Source organism: Micromonospora narathiwatensis, from assembly GCF_900089605.1.
GTDB lineage: Bacteria > Actinomycetota > Actinomycetes > Mycobacteriales > Micromonosporaceae > Micromonospora > Micromonospora narathiwatensis.
This window is the reverse complement of sequence record NZ_LT594324.1, coordinates 1,520,906-1,540,659: the sequence shown is the minus strand read 5'-3', so window position 1 is coordinate 1,540,659 and position 19,754 is coordinate 1,520,906. Positions and strand designations below refer to the sequence as shown.

19 protein-coding genes are annotated in these 19,754 nt (G+C 73.4%); 8 read left to right on the top strand and 11 right to left on the bottom strand.

Translation table 11 applies throughout. The features are described 5' to 3' along the window. Positions 1 to 17 precede the first annotated feature (17 nt). Both GA0070621_RS06905 and GA0070621_RS06900 read left to right on the top strand, forming a co-directional pair. Complete coding sequence (locus GA0070621_RS06905; RefSeq protein ID WP_091192447.1) at positions 18 to 752, top strand: hypothetical protein; 735 nt, start codon at positions 18 to 20, stop codon at positions 750 to 752. A 142-nt stretch (positions 753 to 894) separates the two neighbouring features. Beyond that, entirely contained in the window at positions 895 to 2,358 is a 1,464-nt protein-coding gene (locus GA0070621_RS06900; RefSeq protein WP_091192445.1) for a cellulase family glycosylhydrolase, read from the top strand. A 117-nt stretch (positions 2,359 to 2,475) separates the two neighbouring features. On the opposite strand, the gene GA0070621_RS06895 is transcribed toward GA0070621_RS06900, so the two are convergent. The 4 genes from GA0070621_RS06895 to GA0070621_RS06880 form a co-directional block, all read right to left on the bottom strand. Beyond that, positions 2,476 to 5,064, bottom strand: a complete 2,589-nt coding sequence (locus GA0070621_RS06895) for a discoidin domain-containing protein (RefSeq protein ID WP_091192444.1) — start codon at positions 5,062 to 5,064, stop codon at positions 2,476 to 2,478. Positions 5,065 to 5,253: 189 nt separating this feature from the next. After that, complete coding sequence (locus GA0070621_RS06890; protein WP_073836781.1) at positions 5,254 to 5,376, bottom strand: 50S ribosomal protein L36; 123 nt, start codon at positions 5,374 to 5,376, stop codon at positions 5,254 to 5,256. A 128-nt stretch (positions 5,377 to 5,504) separates the two neighbouring features. After that, a complete protein-coding gene (locus tag GA0070621_RS06885) occupies positions 5,505 to 6,836 on the bottom strand; it encodes an extracellular catalytic domain type 1 short-chain-length polyhydroxyalkanoate depolymerase (protein ID WP_091192442.1) in 1,332 nt (443 codons plus the stop codon). A gap of 202 nt (positions 6,837 to 7,038) precedes the next feature. Beyond that, positions 7,039 to 7,920, bottom strand: coding sequence for a winged helix-turn-helix transcriptional regulator (locus GA0070621_RS06880; RefSeq protein ID WP_091192441.1), 882 nt, complete (start codon positions 7,918 to 7,920; stop codon positions 7,039 to 7,041). An 83-nt stretch (positions 7,921 to 8,003) separates the two neighbouring features. On the opposite strand from GA0070621_RS06880, the gene GA0070621_RS06875 reads away from it, so the two are divergent. Genes GA0070621_RS06875 through GA0070621_RS29855 form a run of 3 tightly spaced genes read left to right on the top strand, consistent with a single transcriptional unit; the run spans position 8,004 to position 9,631 of the window. After that, complete coding sequence (locus tag GA0070621_RS06875; RefSeq protein WP_091192439.1) at positions 8,004 to 9,269, top strand: MFS transporter; 1,266 nt, start codon at positions 8,004 to 8,006, stop codon at positions 9,267 to 9,269. Positions 9,270 to 9,291: 22 nt separating this feature from the next. After that, complete coding sequence (locus GA0070621_RS31240; RefSeq protein ID WP_197673995.1) at positions 9,292 to 9,531, top strand: MBL fold metallo-hydrolase; 240 nt, start codon at positions 9,292 to 9,294, stop codon at positions 9,529 to 9,531. Further along, complete coding sequence (locus tag GA0070621_RS29855) at positions 9,452 to 9,631, top strand: hypothetical protein (RefSeq protein ID WP_167666439.1); 180 nt, start codon at positions 9,452 to 9,454, stop codon at positions 9,629 to 9,631. The genes GA0070621_RS31240 and GA0070621_RS29855 overlap by 80 nt, the downstream gene beginning before the upstream one ends. 10 nt (positions 9,632 to 9,641) lie before the next feature. Here GA0070621_RS29855 and GA0070621_RS06865 read toward each other — a convergent pair whose 3' ends face one another. Next, complete coding sequence (locus GA0070621_RS06865) at positions 9,642 to 10,715, bottom strand: DUF4037 domain-containing protein (RefSeq protein WP_091192438.1); 1,074 nt, start codon at positions 10,713 to 10,715, stop codon at positions 9,642 to 9,644. 98 nt (positions 10,716 to 10,813) lie between these two features. On the opposite strand from GA0070621_RS06865, the gene GA0070621_RS06860 reads away from it, so the two are divergent. Beyond that, positions 10,814 to 11,038 carry a DUF3040 domain-containing protein gene (locus GA0070621_RS06860; RefSeq protein WP_091202111.1) on the top strand — a complete coding sequence of 75 codons (225 nt, stop codon included), beginning with the start codon at positions 10,814 to 10,816 and terminating at the stop codon, positions 11,036 to 11,038. Between the two features lie 63 nt (positions 11,039 to 11,101). Beyond that, positions 11,102 to 12,022 carry a 5'-3' exonuclease gene (locus GA0070621_RS06855; protein WP_091192436.1) on the top strand — a complete coding sequence of 307 codons (921 nt, stop codon included), beginning with the start codon at positions 11,102 to 11,104 and terminating at the stop codon, positions 12,020 to 12,022. A gap of 13 nt (positions 12,023 to 12,035) precedes the next feature. Here the strand turns inward: GA0070621_RS06855 and GA0070621_RS06850 are convergent, their stop codons facing one another. Beyond that, the gene (locus GA0070621_RS06850) at positions 12,036 to 14,834 is read right to left on the bottom strand and encodes a DEAD/DEAH box helicase (protein WP_091192435.1); all 2,799 of its coding nucleotides are present in this window, start codon (positions 14,832 to 14,834) and stop codon (positions 12,036 to 12,038) included. Positions 14,835 to 14,920: 86 nt separating this feature from the next. On the opposite strand from GA0070621_RS06850, the gene GA0070621_RS06845 reads away from it, so the two are divergent. Further along, positions 14,921 to 15,685, top strand: a complete 765-nt coding sequence (locus tag GA0070621_RS06845; RefSeq protein WP_091202109.1) for an HAD family hydrolase — start codon at positions 14,921 to 14,923, stop codon at positions 15,683 to 15,685. 64 nt (positions 15,686 to 15,749) lie between these two features. On the opposite strand, the gene GA0070621_RS06840 is transcribed toward GA0070621_RS06845, so the two are convergent. The 5 genes from GA0070621_RS06840 to GA0070621_RS06815 form a co-directional block, all read right to left on the bottom strand. Further along, positions 15,750 to 16,676, bottom strand: coding sequence for a diacylglycerol kinase (locus tag GA0070621_RS06840; RefSeq protein ID WP_091192433.1), 927 nt, complete (start codon positions 16,674 to 16,676; stop codon positions 15,750 to 15,752). A 418-nt stretch (positions 16,677 to 17,094) separates the two neighbouring features. Then, on the bottom strand, positions 17,095 to 17,790 hold the full coding sequence (locus GA0070621_RS06830; protein WP_091192431.1) for a cupredoxin domain-containing protein: 696 nt from the start codon (positions 17,788 to 17,790) through the stop codon (positions 17,095 to 17,097). 217 nt (positions 17,791 to 18,007) lie between these two features. Further along, positions 18,008 to 18,961 carry a twin-arginine translocase subunit TatC gene (gene tatC, locus GA0070621_RS06825; RefSeq protein WP_091192429.1) on the bottom strand — a complete coding sequence of 318 codons (954 nt, stop codon included), beginning with the start codon at positions 18,959 to 18,961 and terminating at the stop codon, positions 18,008 to 18,010. Positions 18,962 to 18,978: 17 nt separating this feature from the next. Beyond that, the gene (gene tatA / locus GA0070621_RS06820; protein WP_091192427.1) at positions 18,979 to 19,284 is read right to left on the bottom strand and encodes a Sec-independent protein translocase subunit TatA; all 306 of its coding nucleotides are present in this window, start codon (positions 19,282 to 19,284) and stop codon (positions 18,979 to 18,981) included. Positions 19,285 to 19,501: 217 nt separating this feature from the next. Beyond that, positions 19,502 to 19,750 (bottom strand): hypothetical protein, encoded by a 249-nt coding sequence (locus GA0070621_RS06815; RefSeq protein WP_091192426.1) that lies wholly within the window; start codon positions 19,748 to 19,750, stop codon positions 19,502 to 19,504. Between the last annotated feature and the right edge of the window lie 4 nt (positions 19,751 to 19,754).

Sequence of the window (19,754 nt, the reverse complement as noted above, 5' to 3'; positions counted from 1 at the left end):
CGGCCCGGAGGTACGCCATGGGTGAGCTGCGCAGACCGTTCCTGCTGCTGGCGCTGCTCGCGGTGGCCCTGGTGGTGGGGCTGGAACTGGGCGCGGCGCTGCTCACCGGCGGCGGCGACGCGGGCGGGGCGCTGCGGGACAGCGCCGGCCAGCTCGGCGTGGAACTCGATGACGTCGGGCGGGTCGCCCAGCCCTCCGGCCGGGGCACCGGTCACCTGGCCCTGATCGACGTGGTGGCGCTCTGGACCACCGGGCTGTTCTGCCTGAGCCTGGTGGTGCCGGAACGGGTCCAGGGCCGGGTGCAGGGCGCGGCCACCCTGGTCTTCTCGATCGTGCTGCTGATCGTGTCGGTGGTCCTGCTGATCGTGGCCTTCGTCGAGCTGACCGTGATGGTCTCGCTCTTCCTGGCGGCGCCGTTCGGCACGCTGGCGTACCTGGTGGTGTGGGGGTTCTTCCCGGTCGGCGACGCGGGCGTGCTGCTCGGCCTGGTGCTGCTGCTGAAGCTGGTCTGGGCCGGCCTGCTGCTGCTCGCCCAGCCGCGTTTCGTCCAGAACAAGGGCCTGGTGCTGCTGGCGCTGACCACGCTGCTGTGCACGGTGGTGCTGGAGTTCCTGCACCGGCTGGTGCCGGTGATCCTGGTCAGCATCACCGACGACCTCGGCGCGCTGGTCTTCGCCGTGGTGGCGGTCGTCTGGGCGCTGGTCCTGCTGATCGGTTCCATCCCCGCCATCGTCAAGGCGGTCAAGGCGTAACCGTCGATGTGTTGCACTGCGCCACGGGCCCCTCTACTCTCTCGTGGGAGCGCTCCCGAGGCTTGCCGCGCCGGACTGTCCGGGCGAGTTCGCGACGGCACCGCCATGACTCACCACCACCCACCAGATGGGACGATCCCGCATGACCACGATTCCGCGCCCGTCACGGCGCTCCCTGCTCGCGGCCGGCGCCGTCGGCACGCTCGCCCTGGCCGGGGCGGCCCTGCTGCCGTCGACCAACGCCATGGCCGCGACCGGCTGCGCCGTCACCTACACGACCAACGACTGGCAGGGCGGGTTCACCGCCAACATCACCATCAAGAACCTGGGCGACCCGGTGAACCAGTGGACGCTCGGCTTCACCTTCCCCAACTCCGGGCAGCGCGTCACCCAGGGCTGGTCGGCGACCTTCCAGCAGAGCGGCAGCGCGGTCACCGCGAAGAGCCTCGACTACAACGGCGCGCTGGCCACCGGGGCGAGCACCACCGTCGGCTTCAACGGCACCTGGACCACCGCCAACCCGGCCCCGACCGCGTTCACCCTCAACGGCACGACCTGCACCGGCAGCACCACCACCCCGCCCAGCACGCCGCCGCCGACCACCGCTCCCCCGCCCAGCACGCCCCCGCCGACGACCCCGCCGCCGACCACTCCGCCGCCGACCGGCACCACCCCGGCGGCCATCAACGGCCAGCTGCGCGTCTGCGGGGTCAACCTCTGCAACCAGTACGGCCGGCCGATCCAGTTGCGCGGCATGAGCACCCACGGGTTGCAGTGGTTCGCCAACTGCTACAACGACGCCTCGCTCGACGCCCTCGCCAACGACTGGCAGGCCGACCTGCTGCGGATCTCCATGTACGTGCAGGAGCAGGGCTACGAGACCAACCCGACCGGCTTCACCAACCAGGTCAACAACCTGGTGGACAAGGCCACGGCGCGCGGCATGTACGCGCTGATCGACTTCCACACCCTGACGCCCGGTGACCCGACGTACAACCTGGAGCGGGCGAAGACCTTCTTCGCCGCGGTCTCGGCCCGCAACGCCGGCAAGAAGAACGTGATCTACGAGATCACCAACGAGCCGAACGGCGTCAGCTGGACCACCATCAAGAACTACGCCGAGCAGGTGATCCCGGTCATCCGGGCCAACCACCCGGACGCCGTCGTCCTCGTCGGCACCCGCGGCTGGTCGTCCCTGGGCGTCTCCGAGGGCGGCAACTCCGACGAGATTGTCAACAACCCGGTCCGGGCCAGCAACATCATGTACACGTTCCACTTCTACGCCGCGTCGCACAAGGACAACTACCGCAACGAGGTGCAGCGGGCCGCGTCCCGGATCCCGCTGTTCGTCACCGAGTTCGGCACCGTCACCTACACCGGCGACGGGGCGGTCGACACGGCCAGCAGCAACGCCTGGCTCGACCTGCTCGACCGGCTGAAGATCAGCTACGCGAACTGGACGTACTCCGACGCCAACGAGGGCAGCGCCGCGTTCCGGCCGGGCACCTGCGCCGGCGGCCAGTACGCCGGCACGGCGAACCTGACCACGTCGGGGAACTACATGCGCAGCCGCATCCGTACCCCGGACAACTTCCCCACCAGCTGACCGGTTCGTCCGGCGGCGGCCCGGCGTGGGCCGCCGCCGGACGTTGACCCGGCGCGGGTCGGGGCGGTGGCCCCGGCGGTCGGGGGCGGCGCGGCGACCGCGCCGCCCACGGCCGGATCAGGGGTAGTTGACCAGGTACACCGGCACGGTGTTGGTGCCCTGCGCCGTGGCGCCGGTGTCGTTGATGACGTGCGTGATCGACCCGTTGCCGCCCAACGAGACGGTGAGCAGGTCGTGGAACCGGACGCCGGCCGCGTTCGGCGCCTCGAAGCCGTGGTACGCGGCGATGGTCGGGTCGACGTTGAAGTAGCAGTAGCTGCCCATCCCCCAGCCCTCGAACGAGGTGACCGCGTTGGCCACCTTGAAGGCGGCGTAGCCCACCATCGAGCCGTTCATCCAGGCGCCGGCGTTGGGCGGGTCGTACGGCAGCTCGTTCTGGAAGAAGACGGTCCGGCCGTTGTTGCCGTTCCAGATCACCTCGTACTTCTGGTAGTGCTCGACGAAGAGGCCGAGCGCGGTGACGTTGTTCCCGTTGACGATCAGGCCGGTGTCGGCGGTGTTGACGGTCCAGCCCACGCCGGTGCCGTGGTCGGCCCGCCAGGCCCAGATGTGGTCGATCAGGGTGTCGTTCTGGTTGACCACCAGGCTGGTGGTGGCCTTGCCCGCGCCGGCGCCGCCGATGCGGAAGAAGACGTCCTGGACCGAGGTGGGGTTGGCGGCGTGGCTCGCGGTCGAGCCGGTGGGCCCGACCTGGAGCAGGACCGGCGAGTTGACCGGTCCGGCGTCGAAGAGCATTCCGGCCAGCCGGACCCCGTCGACGTCGGCCACCGACATGGCGGTGACGCCGTTCTGCGGGATCAGCGTCGGGAAGCCGATGCCGAGGACCACGGTGCCCGGCCGGTTGACGGCGATGGTCTGGGTGACCGGGTAGACCCCGGGGGTGAACAGCAGGTTCAGCCCCTGCGCCAGGGCGGCGTTGATGGTCGCCGTGGAGTCGCTGGGGCGCGCCACGTAGAACTGGCTCAGCGGGATGGCGGTGCCGGGGGTGGCGCCGCCCAGCCAGGAGGCCCCGGAGGCGTTCGTCCGGGTGGACGGTACGAAGACCTGGTAGTTGCCGGACGCGTCGAGGTAGAGGTACGGCGCGTCCCGGCTGACCGGGGTCTGGGCGAGGGTGGTGTAGGGCGGGTTGGGGAAGCTGGTGGCGGGTGCACCCACGACGCCGGACTGGACCATGTTCCACACCGCGTTCTGGAAGCCGCCGACGTTGCTGTCCCGGGTGTACCACTGCTGCTGCGAGTACGGCTGCACGGTGCCGGTGACCCGGCTGTCGGCGATGTACCCGCCGCTGGCCCAGCCGTAGCCGTTGGGGGCCAGGTTCAGGTTGCCCTGGATGTCCATCCGCCGGAACGGCGCGGCCTGGGAGACGGCCCAGCGGGTGAACCCGGCGGACGGGAACACCTGCATGTTGGCCGCCGAGCGCCAGAAGTTCTGGGTGGCGTTGCCGTTGAACCAGCCGGCGTCGACGGTGATGTCACCGTGGATGCGCACGTCGCCGGGGTTCCGACCGAGCCCCATGATCGAGGTGTAGAAGCCGATCTGCGCGTTGATCCCGCTGTAGTCACCGGGCTTGAACATCAGCGCGTACCGCTGGGTGCCGAACTGGTTCGACTCCTGGGTCCGGAAGACGGTGTCGAGCTGGCTCTGGATGGTGGCGCTGGACATCGTCGGATCGAAGGTGATCACGTTGGGTCCGAGCGACCCGCCGCCCGGGATGGTGCCACCCCCTCCGGTGGTGTTCACGGTGAACTCCCAGAGCGAGTAGCCGTAGCCGGTGGCCCGGGCGGTGCCGTACACGCGCACGTAGCGGCCGGTGCCGGTAAGGGTGAGGGTCTCGGTGCCACCGGCGCCGGTGGTGGTGGAGTAGACGGTGGTCCAGCCGGTGCCGTCGGTCGAGGTCTGGATCTGGTACGCCCGCGCGTACGCGGCCTCCCAGTTCAGCACGACCCGGCACAGGGTGCGGGCGCTGCCCAGGTCGACCTGGAGCCACTGCGGGTCGCTGGCGGCGCTGGACCAGCGGGTGCCCAGGTTGCCGTCGACCGCCGCGGTGGCGGGGAAGCCGGCGTTCTCGGTGGAGGAGGCGGTCGCGGGCCGGCCCAGGGCGGCGTTGGTCGCGGTGTCGCAGCCGGTGCCGCCGCCGGTGCTGCCGTAGACCTGGAACTCCCAGAGCGAGTAGCCGTACGCGGTGGCCCGGGCGGTGCCGTACATGCGCACGTACCGGCCGGTGCCGCTGACGGTCAGGTCGACGGTGCCGCCGGTACCCGTGGTGGTGGACCAGATCGTGGTCCAGGTGGCGCCGTCGGTCGAGGTCTGGATCTGGTACGCCCGCGCGTACGCGGCCTCCCAGTTCAGCACGACCCGGGAGACGGTGGCGGTGGCGCCGAGGTCCACCTGGAGCCACTGTGGATCGCTGAAGGCGCTGGACCAGCGGGTGCCGGTGTTGCCGTCGGTGGCGTTCGCCGCCGACATGCCGGCGTTCTCGGCCGACGACGCGGTGGTCGGCCGGCCCTGCGAGAGCAGCGGGTCGGCCGCGTGGGCCGCGGACGGCGGGGCGACCAGCGCGGTCGCGGCGAGCAGCGACGCCAGCGCGGCGAGCAGCCGCCGTGCCGGGCGCCGGGGCGGGGTGCGGTGCGGTGGGACCGGTGACATGGGCATCTCCGTGGCGGTGGGGAGCCGGGATGACGGACGGGTGTCCGCGGTGTCGCGGACACCCGTCCGGTCGGGTGGAGATTCCCTGTCGCAGTGGCATATGTCAATGGCTTCGGCGCTCTCGCCCGCCTTTTTTCACCTCTTGTGAAAAGTCCAAAAACAACTGCCTGAGCTGTGTTTCCCGCCCGGTCAGCCCTGTCGGGCCTTCTGCCGGGGATCCGCCTTGTTGAGCACGAAGACCTTGCCTCGACGGCGTACCACGATCGAGTTGACCTTCCGCTTCAGCCCGCGCAGTGAGCTTCGTACCTTCATTCCGGTTCACCTCCGTTCCCGGGTGGAGCTGCCTTCGGATTGCGCGTACCCGCCGGAAACGGGCTCATGCGGCACGCTCGGGCGCGCACCGCCGGACGCCCGCGTGGGGCGTCCGGCGGTGCCGGTCGTCAGGCGACTGCGCAGGTGGCGCCGTTGAGCGTGAACGAGGCGGGCCTCCCGGTGTTGCCGGTGTGATTGGCCTGGAAGCCGATGCTGACCGACCCGTTCGGCGGGATGGTCGCGTTGTAGGAGACGTTGCGGGCGGTCACCGCACCGCTGGTCGGCGAGTACGTGGCGTTCCAGCCGCTGGTGATGGTCTGCCCGGCCGGCAGCGTGAACGCCAGGCTCCAGCCGTTGACCGTCGCGGCACCGGTGTTGGTGATGGTCACGTCCGCGGTCAGGCCGGTGTTCCAGGCGTTCACGACGTACGCCACGCGGCATCCGCCGGACGGCGGCGGCGTGGTGGGCGGCGCGGTGGTCGGCGGCGCGGTGGTCGGCGGCGCGGTCGTGGGCGGCGCGGTGGTGGGCGGCGGAGTGCTGGTGTCCAGGCCGAAGAAGCGGATCGCCTGGGCGGCGTCGACCGGGAGGTTGTGCGACACCCCCTGCATGCTGATCGCCTCGACCGGCGCGGTGCCGCCGCTGCTGCCGTACCGGGTACGGGTGTAGCCGGACTGCGGGGTGTCGGTGAACGTCGGGGTCTGGCTCAACCCGTTCAGGTTGGTCCACTGCTTGATCTCTTCGCCGAAGTTCGGGTAGCGCAGGGTCTCGTCGTTGGTGCCGTGCCAGAGCTGCATCCGCGGTCGCTTGCCGGAGTACCCCGGGTACGCGTTGCGGACCAGGTCGCCCCACTGCTGCGCGGTCTTGATGACCTGCCCGTTGGCGCACTCGCTGTTCCACTCGGAGCCGTTGGTGGTGGCGAAACAGCCGAACGGCACGCCGGCGAAGGCCGCGCCGGCGTTGAACACGTCGGGGTAGAGCCCCAGCATGACGTTCGTCATCATGGCGCCGGACGAGACGCCGGTGGCGAAGATCCGGTTCGGGTCCACGTTGTAGCGCTGCCGCACGTAGTTGACCATCGACATGATGCCCACCGGGTCGCTGCCGCCGTCGCGGCGCAGCGCCTGCGGGGAGGACACGTCGAAGCACTGGCTGCTGCGGGTGACCGACGGGTAGACCACGATGTAGCCGTACCGGTCGGCCAGCGACGCGAACTGGGTGCCGGAGTAGAACGCCGGTCCGGTGCCGGTGCAGTAGTGGATCGCCACCACCAGGGCCGGCTGCGGCGCGACCCGGTCCGGCACGTACAGGTACATCCGCAGGTTGCTCGGGTTGGTGCCGAAGTTCGTCACCTCGGTCAGCGCCGCCGCCGAGGCGGGAGTCGCGGTGGTGACGGCCGCCAGAGCGGTCAGCCCGGCGGCGACCAGGGCCGCGCCGAGCAGTCGGAGCCTCTTTCTCAACATGGTTCTCCTCGGGGTGGTGGGGACGGCCGCGCGGCGGCAGGCACGCGCGACGGCCTCGCCGGCGAGGCGCCTCCACGGCGGCCCGGACCCTCGGAGACGAGATAGACAGCCGCAGATCAGTGCGGCCGCCCTGGAGTTTACGGAACGTCGCGGTCGCCGACAACGGACCGTCCATCTGACGGACCGGCGGCCGGCGCCGCCGCTACCGGCTCGCGCGCCGGCGTACCTGGTCGAGCATCTCGTCGACGGAGCCGGCCGGGTCGGTCACCGGGAACTGCACCGCGCGCACCACCGACTCCGGGTCGACCAGCAGCGTCAGCCGCTTGAGCCGCGCCACCCCGCCGGCCCGGAAGGTGGGTAGCAGCAGGCCGGCGGCGAGCCGACCGTCCTCGTCGGACAGCAGCGGGTACGGCAGCCGGGCGTGCTCGGCGAAGGCCCGCAACTGGTCCGGGCGCTGGGTGCTCACGCCGCGTACCTCGGCACCGGCGGCGCGGAAGCGGGCATGCCGGTCGGCGTACGTCCGGGACTCGAGCGTGCACCCGACGGCGCCGGGGATCTCCCCCCAGCCCGGCGGGAGACCCTGCCCGCCCGGCGCGAACGCCCCCGGGAAGAGGTAGAGGACGGTCCACCGGTCGGGCACGGCCGGTGGCTCCGCGCCGCCGTCGTGCCGCCGCAGGGTCATCTCCGGTACGCGGCGGCCGACCAGGCGGTGCACCCGGCGCGCCTCGGCGGAGTCCGCGCCGGCGGTGGCGGTGAGCGCACCGTCGCCCATCACGTGCCGGGTGCCCCAGTCCTGCAACGCGACGAGGACCGGCAGCAGGGCCTCTCCCTTGACGGTCAGCAGGTAGTCGTGGCGCGGCGGGTGCGCGGAGTACGGCCGGCGGTGCAGCACCCCGTGCTCGACCAGGCCGGCCAGCCGCTCGGTGAGTGCCCGCCGGCTGACGCCCAGTTCCCGCTGCATCGCGTCGAAGCGGGTGGTGCCGCCGGCGACCTCGCGGACGATCAGGAAGGTCCACCAGTCGCCGAGCACGCCGAGCGCCTGGGCGATGCCGCAGTCGACGTCGCCGAGTTCCGCCCGCCTCACATCCCACCTCCCGCTCGTCCGGCCGCCTCGACTATAGTCCGTTTCAGTTTGGAACTCACTGGCTCGGATCGGGGGTTGACGGCATGTCCGTCGGGCAGGGAGCCGGAGTGTTCTGGCGCTGGTGGGCCGCCGGCACGACCAGCTCGGTGGGGTCGGCGGTCGGCGCGGTGGCGCTGCCGTTGACCGCGCTGACCGTGCTGGACGCGTCCGCGTTCGAAATGGGGCTGGTCGCCGCCGCCGGCTACGTGGCCTGGCTGGTGATCGGGCTGCCGGCCGGGGTCATCGTGCAGCGGCTGCCGCTGCGCGGCGCCCAGGTCGGCGCCGATCTGGCCCGGGCGCTCGCGGTCGCCTCCGTCCCGCTCGCCTGGTGGTGGGAGATGCTGACCGTCGCCCAACTGGTCGTCGTCGCGCTGGTGGTCAGCTTCGCCAACGTGCTCTTCGACGTCGCCAACGCCACCTTCCTGCCGGCCATCGTCGGCCGGGAGCAGCTGCACGGCCGCAACAGCCTCACCTCGGCCACCCACGCCGGCACCCAGCTCAGCGGCCCGCCCCTCGGCGGCCTGGCCGTGCAGGCGCTCGGCGCGGTGCCGGCGGTGCTGGTCGACGCGGCCAGCTACCTGCTCTCCGCCGCGCTGCTGTGGTCCCTGCCGGCCCGCCGGGTCGACGCCCCGGACCGTTGGCCGCCGGTACGCGCGATGATCGGCGAGGGCTGGCGGTACGTCACCCGCCACCCGGTGATGGGGCCGACGATGTGGACGGCCACCGCGGTCAACTTCGTCTGCGGGGCGCAGCTCGCCGGGTACCCGCTGTATCTGGTCCGGGAACTGCACGCCCCGGCCGCGCTGGTGGGCGTGCTGCTCGCCGTCGAAGGGGTCGGGTCACTGGTCGGCGCGACCCTGACGCCGTGGATCACCCGGCAGTGGGGCACCGCGCGGTCCCTGGTGGTCGCCTGCGTCGTCGCCGTCGGTGGCGCGTTCCTGGTGCCACTGGGCGTCGGCTGGCCGGCGTACCTGGCCTTCAGCGCCGGGAACGTGCTCTTCGCCGGGGGCGTGGTGGTGCTCAGCGTGACCACCCGCACCTACCGGCAGACCGCCAGCCCGCCCGACCTGCTGTCCCGGGTGATGGCCACCGTCCGCTTCGTCTCCTGGGGGGCGATCCCGGTCGGTGGGCTGGCGGCCGGGGCGCTCGCCGGGCTCGCCGGCGCCCGGCTCACCCTCGTCGCGTTCGCCGCGGCGACCGTGCTGGCGCCGCTGGCCCTGCTGCTGTCCCCGGTACGCCGGCTGCGCGACCTCACCGACCTGCGGGTCGACGACCCGGCCGAGCGGGAGCCGGCCGCGGCGGCCGGTTGAGACCGGCTTCGGCACGCTCGACATCCGGGACCCCGAGGCGAGGCTCGGGCAGGACTTCCTCGCCTGCGCTCAGCCCGACCTCGACCCGCACGAGACGGCCGTACGCCAGATCGAGCGGCTCGGCCACTCGCCGGCCGACGTCCGCCACATCGTGGTGACCCACCTGCACCGGGACCACACCGGTGGCCTGGCAGACTTCCCAGCCGCACGGGTGCACCCTGCACGAAACCGAGCATCGGGCGGCGACGGTCACCCGCAGTGACCGTCGCCCCCGGGCGCACTGGGCCCACGATCCGCGCTGGGTCACGTACTCCGGCACCGACGGCGAACGCTGGTTCGGCTTCGACAACGCGACCGGCTGACGCCCGGCGGTCACTCCGGCAGCACCGCCGCGGCGACCCGGCGTACCCGCTCGGGGTGGGTGAGCACGTCGACGTTGTCGAGGTACTGGTCGACGGCGCCGATCGGCGGGCGGGCCCGCAGGCCCGGGTCCTCGACCGCCGCGCGCAGCGCGGCGACGAACCGGTTCGCGTCCAGGACCAGGAAGGGCCGGTCGTGGAACGGCCGGGCGGTCGGGTCGACCGGAGCGGCCAGCCCGGTGTCGTTGGTCCAGGCCGCGACCGTCTCCAACGCCCGGACCAGCCCGGCCTGCCGCTGCGGCCAGTCGCCGGGGCCCAGGGCGGTGGCCAGCGCGTCCAGCACCGGGTCCGCCGCCGGCAGCGCGGCGAAGACCGTGCCGAGCCACTTCGCGTACGGCGGCCAGCGCCGGTGCAGCAGCAGCCCGAGGCGCATCAGGTCCCGGCCCAGCCCGGCGGCCACCACCCGGCTGCCCAGCTCGTCGCCCACCTCGGCGCAGCGGCCGACCAGGTGCTCGGCCTGGCCGACCCGCTGCCAGCCGGCCGCCAGCACGTACCGCCAGACGTCGTCCGGATACCAGGCGAGCCGGGCGCGGGCGGCGGTCAGCTCCCCGTCGAGCCCGTCGTGGAACACCGCCCCGCCGGTCAGTTCGGCGAGCCGCTGGGTGGGTGCGCCGAGCCAGTCCACCGCCGCCATCCCGGTGCGCGGGTCGCAGCCGAGCCGCCCGCGCAGCCAGCCGCCCAGCTCGTCGACGCCCACCCCGTGCCGGTCGCCGTCGGTGCTCACCACGCCGAGGCGCACGTCCGGGCCGCCGACGAACCGGGTCGGCCAGCCGAGGAACTCCGCCGGCAGCTCGGCGTCGAGGGCTGCCCGTACCCGCGCGACGTCGGCGGCGTCGGCGACGAAGAGCTGGGTACGCGGCCCCCAGTCGTGGTCGGTCGAGCGCGGGGTGTCCAGCCCGAGCAGCTCGGAGCCGCCGTCGAGCAGCCCGGCGGCGTAGCGGAGGCCGGGCAGGCGGCGGGCCAGCAGCGGGGCGAGGACCTCGTCGTGGAAGCGCCGGCAGAGCGTCAGGCCGGGTACGAAATCCATGCCGCCAGTCTGCCGGCCGACTGCCGCTCCACCCAGCGGTTATCGGTCCACCGGCCGGCTCGCGTCGATAGCCTGAATGCGGGTGGAGGAGGGTGACGGTGTCGGACAGGGGTCGGGACCGGGCGGCCGTACGGCGTCGCCGGCTGTGGTGGGCCGGCCTCCTCGCCGTGGTCGGGCTGGCGCTGCTCCTGCTCGGCCTGATCGTCGCCAACGGGACCCTGGCCTGGGTCGAGGTGGTGCTGGCGTTCGTGCTGCTCGTCGCGAGCTACCTGTTGCAGCGGGTGGCCCGCCGGGAGACCCTCTACCGGCACGACGACGGCTGACGCCCCGGCGGCACCGCCTCGCCGGTCCCCCACCTCGTCACACCGCTGTGCCACGCTGGTGGCGTGGCACACCAACCCCCGATCCTGCTGATCGACTCCCCCAGCCTCTATTTCCGCGCCTACTTCGGCATCCCGGAGTTGGCGGCGAGGACCGCCGACGGCCAGCCGGTCAACGCCGTCCGCGGCTTCCTCGACATGCTCGCCCAGCTCGTCCGCACCCGCCGGCCGGACCGGATGGTCTGCGCGCTCGACCACGACTGGCGGCCGGCGTGGCGGGTGGAGCTGCTGCCGTCGTACAAGGCGCACCGGGTCGCGCCGGAGGGCGGCGAGGTGGTGCCGGACACCCTCTCCCCGCAGGTGCCGATGATCCTGGAGGTCCTCGACGCGCTCGGCATCGCCGTGGTCGGCGCCACCGGCTACGAGGCCGACGACGTGCTCGGCACCCTCTCGGTGACCCAGCCCGGCCCGGTGGAGGTGGTCTCCGGCGACCGTGACCTGTTCCAGCTCGTCGACGACGCCCGCCAGGTGCGGCTGCTCTACATCGGGCGCGGCGTGGCCAAGCTGGAGGACTGCGACGACGCGGCCGTACGCACCCGCTACGGCGTCCCCGCCAACCGGTACGCCGACTTCGCCGCCCTGCGTGGCGACCCGAGCGACGGGCTGCCCGGCGTGCCCGGCGTGGGCGAGAAGACGGCCGCCCGGCTCATCGACCGGTACGACGGGCTGCCCGGCATCCTCGCCGCGCTCGACGACCGGGCATCCGGCTTCGCTCCCGGGCTGCGGACCAAGCTGGAGGCGGCCCGGGACTACCTGGCGGTCGCGCCGAAGGTGGTGCGGGTGGCCACCGACGTACCGCTGCCGGAGCTGACCACGGCGCTGCCGACGGCGCCGGCGGACCCGGACCGGCTGCTGGAGCTGGCGCAGCGGTGGAACCTGGCCGGCTCCTGCCGGCGGCTGGTGGACGCCCTGGCCGGCGGGTCCTGACCGGCGGCGCCGCTCAGGCGCCGTGGTAGGCCAGCACGCCCCGCTTGACCGCGGCGATCGCCTGCCGGGCGGTGGCCCGCAGCTCCACGGACGCGCCGCCGGAGTCGGCGAGCTGGCCGAGCAGGTCGACCACCTGCCGGGCCCAGCGGACGAAGTCGCCCGCAGGCATCTCGCCGTCGATCTGGTGGCCGCTGGCCAGCACCTTGGCCAGCGCCTCGCCCCGCGCCCAGCGATAGATCGGCCAGGCGAAGCCGAGGTCGGGCTCCCGGGTGACGGCGAGCCCCCGGGCGGCCTCGTCCGCCTCGATGTCGGTCCACAGCTTGAGCGTCTCGTCGACCGCGTCGGCGACCGGGCCGCGCGGCAGGGAGGCCCGTTCGTCGACGTCCCGGCGCGCCTCGAAGACCACCACGGAGACGGCGGCGGCCAGCTCGGCCGGCGAGAGCCCGTCCCAGACCTTGCGGCGCAGGCACTCGGCGACCAGCAGGTCCGCCTCGGTCCAGATCCGGCCGAGCATCCGCCCGGCGTCGGTGACCTCACCCTCGGCGGAGAGGTAGCCCCGCGCGGTCAGCAACGCCACGATCCGGTCGAAGGTGCGGGCGAGAGAGCCGGTCCGGCCGGCGACCCGCTGGCGCAGCTCCTCGGTGTCGCGTTCCAGGCGGCGCCGCCGCTCCGCCCAGCGGGCGTGCTCCTCCCGCTCCGGGCAGGCGTGGCACGGGTGCCGGCGCAGCTCGGTGCGGAGCTGGCTGAGCCGATGGTCCTCGCCGGCGGCCTGCCGGGACCGCCCGCCGCGTCGGCCGCCGTGCCGGTCCAGCCCGGTACCGCTGACCGCGGCGGCGAGGTCCCGCCGGGCGGCCGGGGACCGGTGGTTGAAATGCTTCGGCACCCGGATCCGGGCGAGCACCTCGGCCGGGGTGGTGAAGTCGCCCGGGGTGACCCGGCCGGCCCAGCGGTCCTGGGTGAGTACCAGCGGGCGAGGCTCACCGAAGCCGCCGGTCGCCGGGTCGAGCACCACGGCGAGACCGGCCCGGCGGCCGGAGGGCACCCGGATCACGTCACCGACCCGCAGCCGCTCCAGCGAGGCGACGGCGGCGGCCTTGCGCTGGGTCTGGCCCTGCCGGGCGATGGCCCGCTCCCGGTCGGCGATGGCCACCCGCAGGGCGAAGTACTCGTCGAAGTCGCCGTGGTGGCAGGCCGCCTCCACGCCGTACGCCTCGATGGTCTCGGTGTTGCGCTGCACCTGCCGGGCCAGGCCGACCACCGACCGGTCCGCCTGGAACTGGGCGAACGAGGACTCCAGCAGCGCCCGGGCCGGCTCGGCGCCGACCGTGCCGACCAGATTGACCGCCATGTTGTACGACGGCCGGAAGCTGGACCGCAGCGGATAGGTGCGGGTGGAGGCGAGGCCCGCGACGTGCCGGGGGTCGGTCTCCGGCGACCAGACCACCACCGCGTGCCCCTCCACGTCGATGCCCCGGCGGCCGGCCCGGCCGGTGAGCTGGGTGTATTCCCCCGGGGTGAGGTCGACGTGCGCCTCGCCGTTGAACTTCACCAGGCGTTCGAGCACGACGCAGCGGGCCGGCATGTTGATGCCCAGCGCCAGGGTCTCGGTGGCGAAGACCGCCTTCACCAGGCCGCGGACGAACAGCTCCTCGACGACCTCCTTGAACGCGGGCAGCATGCCGGCGTGGTGGGCGGCGAGCCCGCGCTCCAGGCCGTCGAGCCACTCCCAGTAGCCGAGCACGGAGAGGTCCTCGCCCGGAATGGCGGTGACCCGGGACTCGACCACCCGGCGGATCTCGGCGCGTTCCTCCGGGGAGGTCAGCCGCAGGCCGGCGGCGAGACACTGCTGCACGGCCGCGTCGCAGCCGGCCCGGCTGAAGATGAACAGGATCGCCGGGAGCAGCCCCTCCCGGTCGAGCCGGTCGACGATGTCGGGGCGCATCGGGCCGCGCCAGCGCGGTCCGCGCCGCCCGCCGCCGGGGCCGGCGCTGCGTCCCTCCCCCAGTTCGAGCCGGCGCATCGTGTCCCGGGTGTAGCGCAGCAGCTCCGGGTGCACGTCGTGCTTGCGGGCGGCGTCGGCGTCGTGGAACAGGTCGAACATCCGCCGGCCGACCAGCATGTGCTGCCACAGCGGCACCGGCCGGTGCTCGCTGACCACCACGGCGGTCTCGCCCCGCACGGTGACCAGCCAGTCGGCGAACTCCTCGGCGTTGGAGACGGTGGCCGACAGGGAGACCAGGGTGACCGAGGCGGGCAGGTGGATGATCACCTCTTCCCAGACCCCGCCGCGGAACCGGTCGGCGAGGTAGTGCACCTCGTCCATCACCACGTAGGCCAGGCCCTCCAGGGTGGCCGAGCCGGCGTAGAGCATGTTGCGCAGCACCTCGGTGGTCATCACCACCACGGGCGCGTCGCCGTTGATCGCGTTGTCGCCGGTGAGCAGGCCGACCTGCTCGGCGCCGTAGCGGTCCACCAGGTCGTGGTACTTCTGGTTCGACAGCGCCTTGATCGGCGTGGTGTAGAAGCACTTGCGCCGGGCGGTCGGCCCCGGGCCGCCGTCGGCCGCCGCCGGCTCGCCGGGCGTGCCCCGCAGCGCCAGGTGTACGGCGAACTCGCCGACCACGGTCTTGCCGGCCCCGGTCGGGGCACAGACCAGCACGCCGCTGCCCCGTTCCAGGGCCTCGCACGCCTCGCGCTGGAAGTCGTCGAGGTCGAACCCCAGCTCGCGCGCGAATTCGTCCAGGGCCGGGAAGGTGGAGGCCTGCGCGGCCCGGCGGCGCGCCGCGGCGTACCGCTCGGCGGGGCTCGACATGCCTCCAAGATTAATCGGTCCGTCCGACGACCACCGGACAAGGCCATCCGGCAACCGGGTAGGAGCGGGTCGGTAGGGTGCACGACGTGCCGGATCATGCCGAACCGCCCCATGCCTCGAGCGGCGCCGACGACGTCGTCCGCCCGAGCACGTCCCGCCGGCCCGTGGAGGCGGTGCTCTTCGACTTCCACGGCACCCTCGCCCAGGTGGAGGAGCCCCGGGAGTGGGTGCTGGCCGCCGCGGCGGCGTGCGGGGTGGAACTTGACCGCGTCCGCGCCACCGCGCTGGCCGACCGGCTGCTCACCGCCGGCCGGGCGGGCGGGCCGCTGCCGACCCGGGTGCCGCCCCGGCTGGCCGAGCTGTGGGCCGACCGGGATCTCTACCCGCACGCCCACCGGGGCGCGTACACCGGGCTGGCGGAGACCGTCGACGTGGGCATCGAGGGGTTCGCCGACGCGCTCTACGAGCGGGTGCTGGTCCCCGACGGCTGGGTGCCGTACCCGGACACCGAGGCGGTGCTCAGGACGCTGCGCGGGGCCGGGGTGAAGGTGGCGGTGGTCAGCAACATCGGCTTCGACATCCGGCCGCTGGTCGACGCCTGGGGGCTCGCCGAGCTGATCGACGCGTACGCCCTGTCGTACGAGGTGGGGCGGTGCAAACCGGATCCGGGGATCTTCCTGCGCGCCTGCGGGATGCTCGGCGTCGACCCGGAGCGGGCGCTGATGGTGGGCGACACGCCCGCCGACGCGGGCGCGGTCGGGGCCGGCTGCGCGGTGCTGGTGCTGCCCTGCGCCGACGCCGGGCGCCCCAACGGCCTGGGCGCGGTGCTCGACCTCGCCGTGCCCTCCTGACCGGTTCGCCGGCCCCGCCGAGCCAGACGGGGCGACGTCGAGCCGGTCAGCGCGGTCGAGCCGGTCAGCGCAGCAGCCGCAGCGCCGCCGGCACGGCGGTGATCCGCAGCGGCAGGCCGGCCGTCCGTTCCCCGTCGGCGTAGGTGGTGATGCCGTCGGCGTCCAGCTCCACGGTCCGGGCCCGGTGTACGCGCACCAGCGGGTGCGCGACGTGGGTGCCCTGGTAGATGCGCGGCTTGACGCGGATCAGGGTGCGCCGGTCGAAGCGCCCGCCGACCACCACGTCCAGCAGGCCGTCGGTGGGGTCGGCGTCGGGGCAGATCCGCATGCCGCCGCCGTAGCTGGCGCAGTTGCCGACCGCGACGAGGACCGCGTCCACCTCCTGCTCCACGCCGTCGAGGCGCAGCCGGTAGCGGCGCGGGCGCAGCCGGGCCAGCTCGACCAGGATGGCCAGGTCGTAGCGGCGCGGCCCGCGCGGCCAGCGCATCCGGTTGGCCCGCTCGTTGACGATCGCGTCGAAGCCGGCCGCCAGCACCGCCCCGTACCACCGCACGTCGCCGTCGGCGGTGGTCACCCGGGCCAGGTCGACCGGGCGGGTCCGGCCGCCGCGCAGCGCCTCGACGATCACCTCGACGGCCGCGAGCGGGTCGGCGGGAAAACCGGTGTCGGCCGCGAAGTCGTTGCCGGTGCCGGCGGGGACCGGGCCGAACGGCACGGCCGTACCGGCGACGGCCTGCACCGCCCGGTGGATCGTGCCGTCCCCGCCCACCGCGACCAGCGCGCCGGCGCCGTCGGCGACCGCTGCGTGGCAGGCGGCCTCCGCCTCCTCCGGGGTACGGGCCGCCAGCAGCCGGACCGGTCGGCCGGCGCCCTCCAGCCGGTCCACCAGCCGGGGCAGCAGGCCACGGTGCCGTCCCCGGCCGGCGGTCGGGTTGGCGAGCACGGCGACGGGGCCGGGCGGGACAGGATCGTGCGCGGTCACGGCGAGCACCGTACGGCACGGCGGGCGGCACCTCCAGCCTCGTCGGGGTCGGCCGCAGCGGGCCGCCCGGTGGGCGTGCTGCCGCGCACGGGCGATCGGCCGGTGATCGCCAGGCCCGGGACCACGCGCTGCGGCTCGGCCCAGCGCGTGACCGCCGCGACGACGACATCGCCTGCCCGGCGGGCGATCCGCTGCCGGTCCCGCGCGATCCGTCGCTCGACGGCGTCGACGACCGGCTGAAGCGGGCCCTCGGCTCGGCCGACCCGGACGAGTCCGCCGTCCGGTGGGCCGTGGCCGGCCTCGGCCTCGACCCGGCCGTCGGCGCCGAGATCTGGCGACCGTCGCACACCCGGGCGAGCTGCCCTGCACGTCGGGGGTCGCGCTGAGCAACCTCTTCGGCAGGTACCCGCACTAGCCCCGGCGGTGGTCAGCGGACGACGAGTCGGCTGGTCACCGGGGTGGCGCCCTGACCCTCGACCGTCAGCTTCCAGTCCCCCTCGCCGCCGAGCGACACGATCTTCTCGGCCCCGCCGTTCGGGTCCGCCGTGACCTCGGCGACCGTCTTCCCGGACGGGTCGGCGACCGTCAGCGTCCGGGCCGTGGGCGTCTTGTTCGTCAGCTTGAACTCGATCTTGTCGCCGGGCTCGGCGATCAGCCCGTCCAGGCCCGTGATCCCGGACGCGGCCACCTCGATCTCGACCTCCCGGTCGTACGCCGGTTCGGCGGCGGGAGCATCGGTGGCGCCGTCCGAGACGGTGATCCGGGTGCGGATCCCGTCGCCCTTCTGGCCGGGCTTGCAGGCGATCTCGTACTCGCCGCCGGACAGGGTCGCCCGCAGGTTTCGGGTGAGCCCCGGGCCGACGTTCTCCACCTCGGCGACCACCTTGGTGAAGCCGTCGTCCTCCCGGCCGTAGAGGTACACCTCGGTGGTCTGCTGCCCCCGGTTGGTCACCGCGAAGGTCACCGGGCCCGGGGCGAAGCTGGTCGCGGCCACCTCACACGTGGTGTCGGTGGCGGTGAGCGCCACCTCGGCGCCCGTCGGGGCGGCCTCCTCGTCACCGCAGCCGGTGAGGGCGGTGGCGCAGGCCGCGGCGACCACGACGAGGGCGGTACGGATCTTCATCGACGCTCCGTGACAGACCAGGACCGGGGCCGCCGCGAAGAACCGGCGGCACCCACGGCAGAATCACGTGAGTCTAAGCGTGCCGCCAGGCGGCCGGGCCGACCGGTACGGGCTCGGCGGCGCGGCGGGATCACCGGAGGCGGGCCGGCCCGGTCCCGATACGCGGAACGCCGCCCCGCGCGGGGACGGCGTTCCGGTGCTGCTCGGCGTGAACCGGTCAGGTCATGTCGTCGTAGCGGCGTTCGATCGGCGCCGGTTTGGCGATCGGTTCCGGCGACTCGATCGGAGTGACGGCCTCGGTCCGCCCGCCGACCTCCACCGGCTCGCTGGACAGGTCCAGCGGCGAGACCTCGTCGTCGGCGACGCCCGCGTACATCTCCCGGCCCCGGCCGCGACGCTTGTCGTTGAGGAAGGCCACGCCGACCGCGACGAAGTAGAGCAGGGAGAGCGCGGTGGCCAGCAGCGTCATGCCGAACGGGCCCGGGTCCGGCGTGGCGATCGCGGCGAACGCGAACGCCACGAAGATCACCACACGCCACCAGCTCAGCAGCCGCCGGGCGCTGGCCACCCCGGTGAAGTTGAGCATGAGCAGGATCAGCGGGAACTCGAACGCCACCCCGAACAGCAGGATCATGTTGGTGATGAACGCGATGTACGCGGTGACCTCGAACTGGTTGGACAGCCCGCCCACCCCGGCGTCCATCAGGAACCCGAGGCCCTTGTCCACCACGAAGTAGGCCAGCACCGCGCCGGCGGCGAACAACGGCGCGGCGATCGACACGAAGACGTACGCCCACTTGCGCTCGTGCCGGTGCAGGCCGGGGGCGATGAACGCCCAGAGCTGGTAGAGCCAGACCGGGCCGCCGATGATCAGGCCGAGCCAGAGCGCCAGCTTCAGCTTCAGCAGGAAACCGGTCGTCGGCGCCAGGGCCAGCAGATCCTGACACTCGCCGAGCGCGTTCGTCGTGTCGGGCAGCCGGCAGTACGGCCGCTTCAGCAATTCGAAGACCGGGTTTGCCAGCCAGAAGCCGCCCGCCAGGCCGACCACGATCGCCAGCGACGCACGGAACAGCCGGTTGCGCAGCTCACGGATGTGCTCGATGAGCGTCATCGAACCGTCGGAGGCCCGCTCGAAGTTGGTCGGGCCGCGCTTCTTCAACGCGAAGGCCACGGTGGTGGGCCCTCCGGTCAGTTGTCGCGGACGCGCTGCACCGGGTCGACCGGCTGCTGCGGCTGCTGCACGTACTGCTGCTGGGGCGGCTGCTGCGCGTACTGCTGCTGGCCGGCGTTCGGCGGGAGCGGCTGGTAGCCGGCCTGCGCGTCGGCCTTCTCCGCCAGGTCACGGTCGTCGTCGTGCAGGCTCTTGGTCTCGGCCTTGATGATCCGCAGCGAGCGGCCCAGCGAACGGGCCGCGTCGGGGAGCCGCTTCGCGCCGAAGAGCAGGATCAGCACGACCACGAGTACGGCGATGTGCCACGGCTTGAGGGCACCCATGGGAAGCTCCAGTCGCTCAAGTGTCGGTGAGGGGTGGTCGGAGCCCATCGTACGTGCGGCACGGTGGGTTGCCACCCCACCCGGCCCGTCGGTGCGGGCCTGGTCGGTGAAGTCTCGACCAACCCGAAGTGTCCCGTCAACCACCCACCGCGGCACGATTGTGCACGCAAACACCGGCGAACGCGCAGCTACCGCGCACCCGACCGACGGCCGTCGATCACCGCCCGCGCCGGGTCTTGATCAACGCCAGCCGCTCCTGCGTGACGGCCGCCTGCTCCTGCAGCGCGCCGGCCCGCTCCTGGAGCGCCTCGGCGGCGGACCGCAGCGCCTCCGCCTCGGCCTGGCGACGTTGCAGCGCCACCGCGGCCCGACGCAGCCGGGGCAGCCGCGCCAGCACCGGCCGGACCGCCAGGGCCAGCACGACGAGCGCGAACAGGACGACCCCGAGCACGATCCACGTCACCACGGCG

Excerpts from the sequence above, each read along its gene's own strand:
- GA0070621_RS06830 (WP_091192431.1), bottom strand. The coding sequence starts at position 17,790 with ATGAAGATCCGTACCGCCCTCGTCGTGGTCGCCGCGGCCTGCGCCACC.
- GA0070621_RS06890 (WP_073836781.1), bottom strand. The coding sequence starts at position 5,376 with ATGAAGGTACGAAGCTCACTGCGCGGGCTGAAGCGGAAGGTCAACTCG.
- GA0070621_RS06905 (WP_091192447.1), top strand. The coding sequence starts at position 18 with ATGGGTGAGCTGCGCAGACCGTTCCTGCTGCTGGCGCTGCTCGCGGTG.
- tatA (WP_091192427.1), bottom strand. The coding sequence starts at position 19,284 with ATGGGTGCCCTCAAGCCGTGGCACATCGCCGTACTCGTGGTCGTGCTG.
- GA0070621_RS06875 (WP_091192439.1), top strand. The coding sequence starts at position 8,004 with ATGTCCGTCGGGCAGGGAGCCGGAGTGTTCTGGCGCTGGTGGGCCGCC.
- GA0070621_RS06850 (WP_091192435.1), bottom strand. The coding sequence starts at position 14,834 with ATGTCGAGCCCCGCCGAGCGGTACGCCGCGGCGCGCCGCCGGGCCGCG.
- GA0070621_RS06895 (WP_091192444.1), bottom strand. The coding sequence starts at position 5,064 with ATGTCACCGGTCCCACCGCACCGCACCCCGCCCCGGCGCCCGGCACGG.
- GA0070621_RS06885 (WP_091192442.1), bottom strand. The coding sequence starts at position 6,836 with ATGTTGAGAAAGAGGCTCCGACTGCTCGGCGCGGCCCTGGTCGCCGCC.
- GA0070621_RS06865 (WP_091192438.1), bottom strand. The coding sequence starts at position 10,715 with ATGGATTTCGTACCCGGCCTGACGCTCTGCCGGCGCTTCCACGACGAG.
- GA0070621_RS06900 (WP_091192445.1), top strand. The coding sequence starts at position 895 with ATGACCACGATTCCGCGCCCGTCACGGCGCTCCCTGCTCGCGGCCGGC.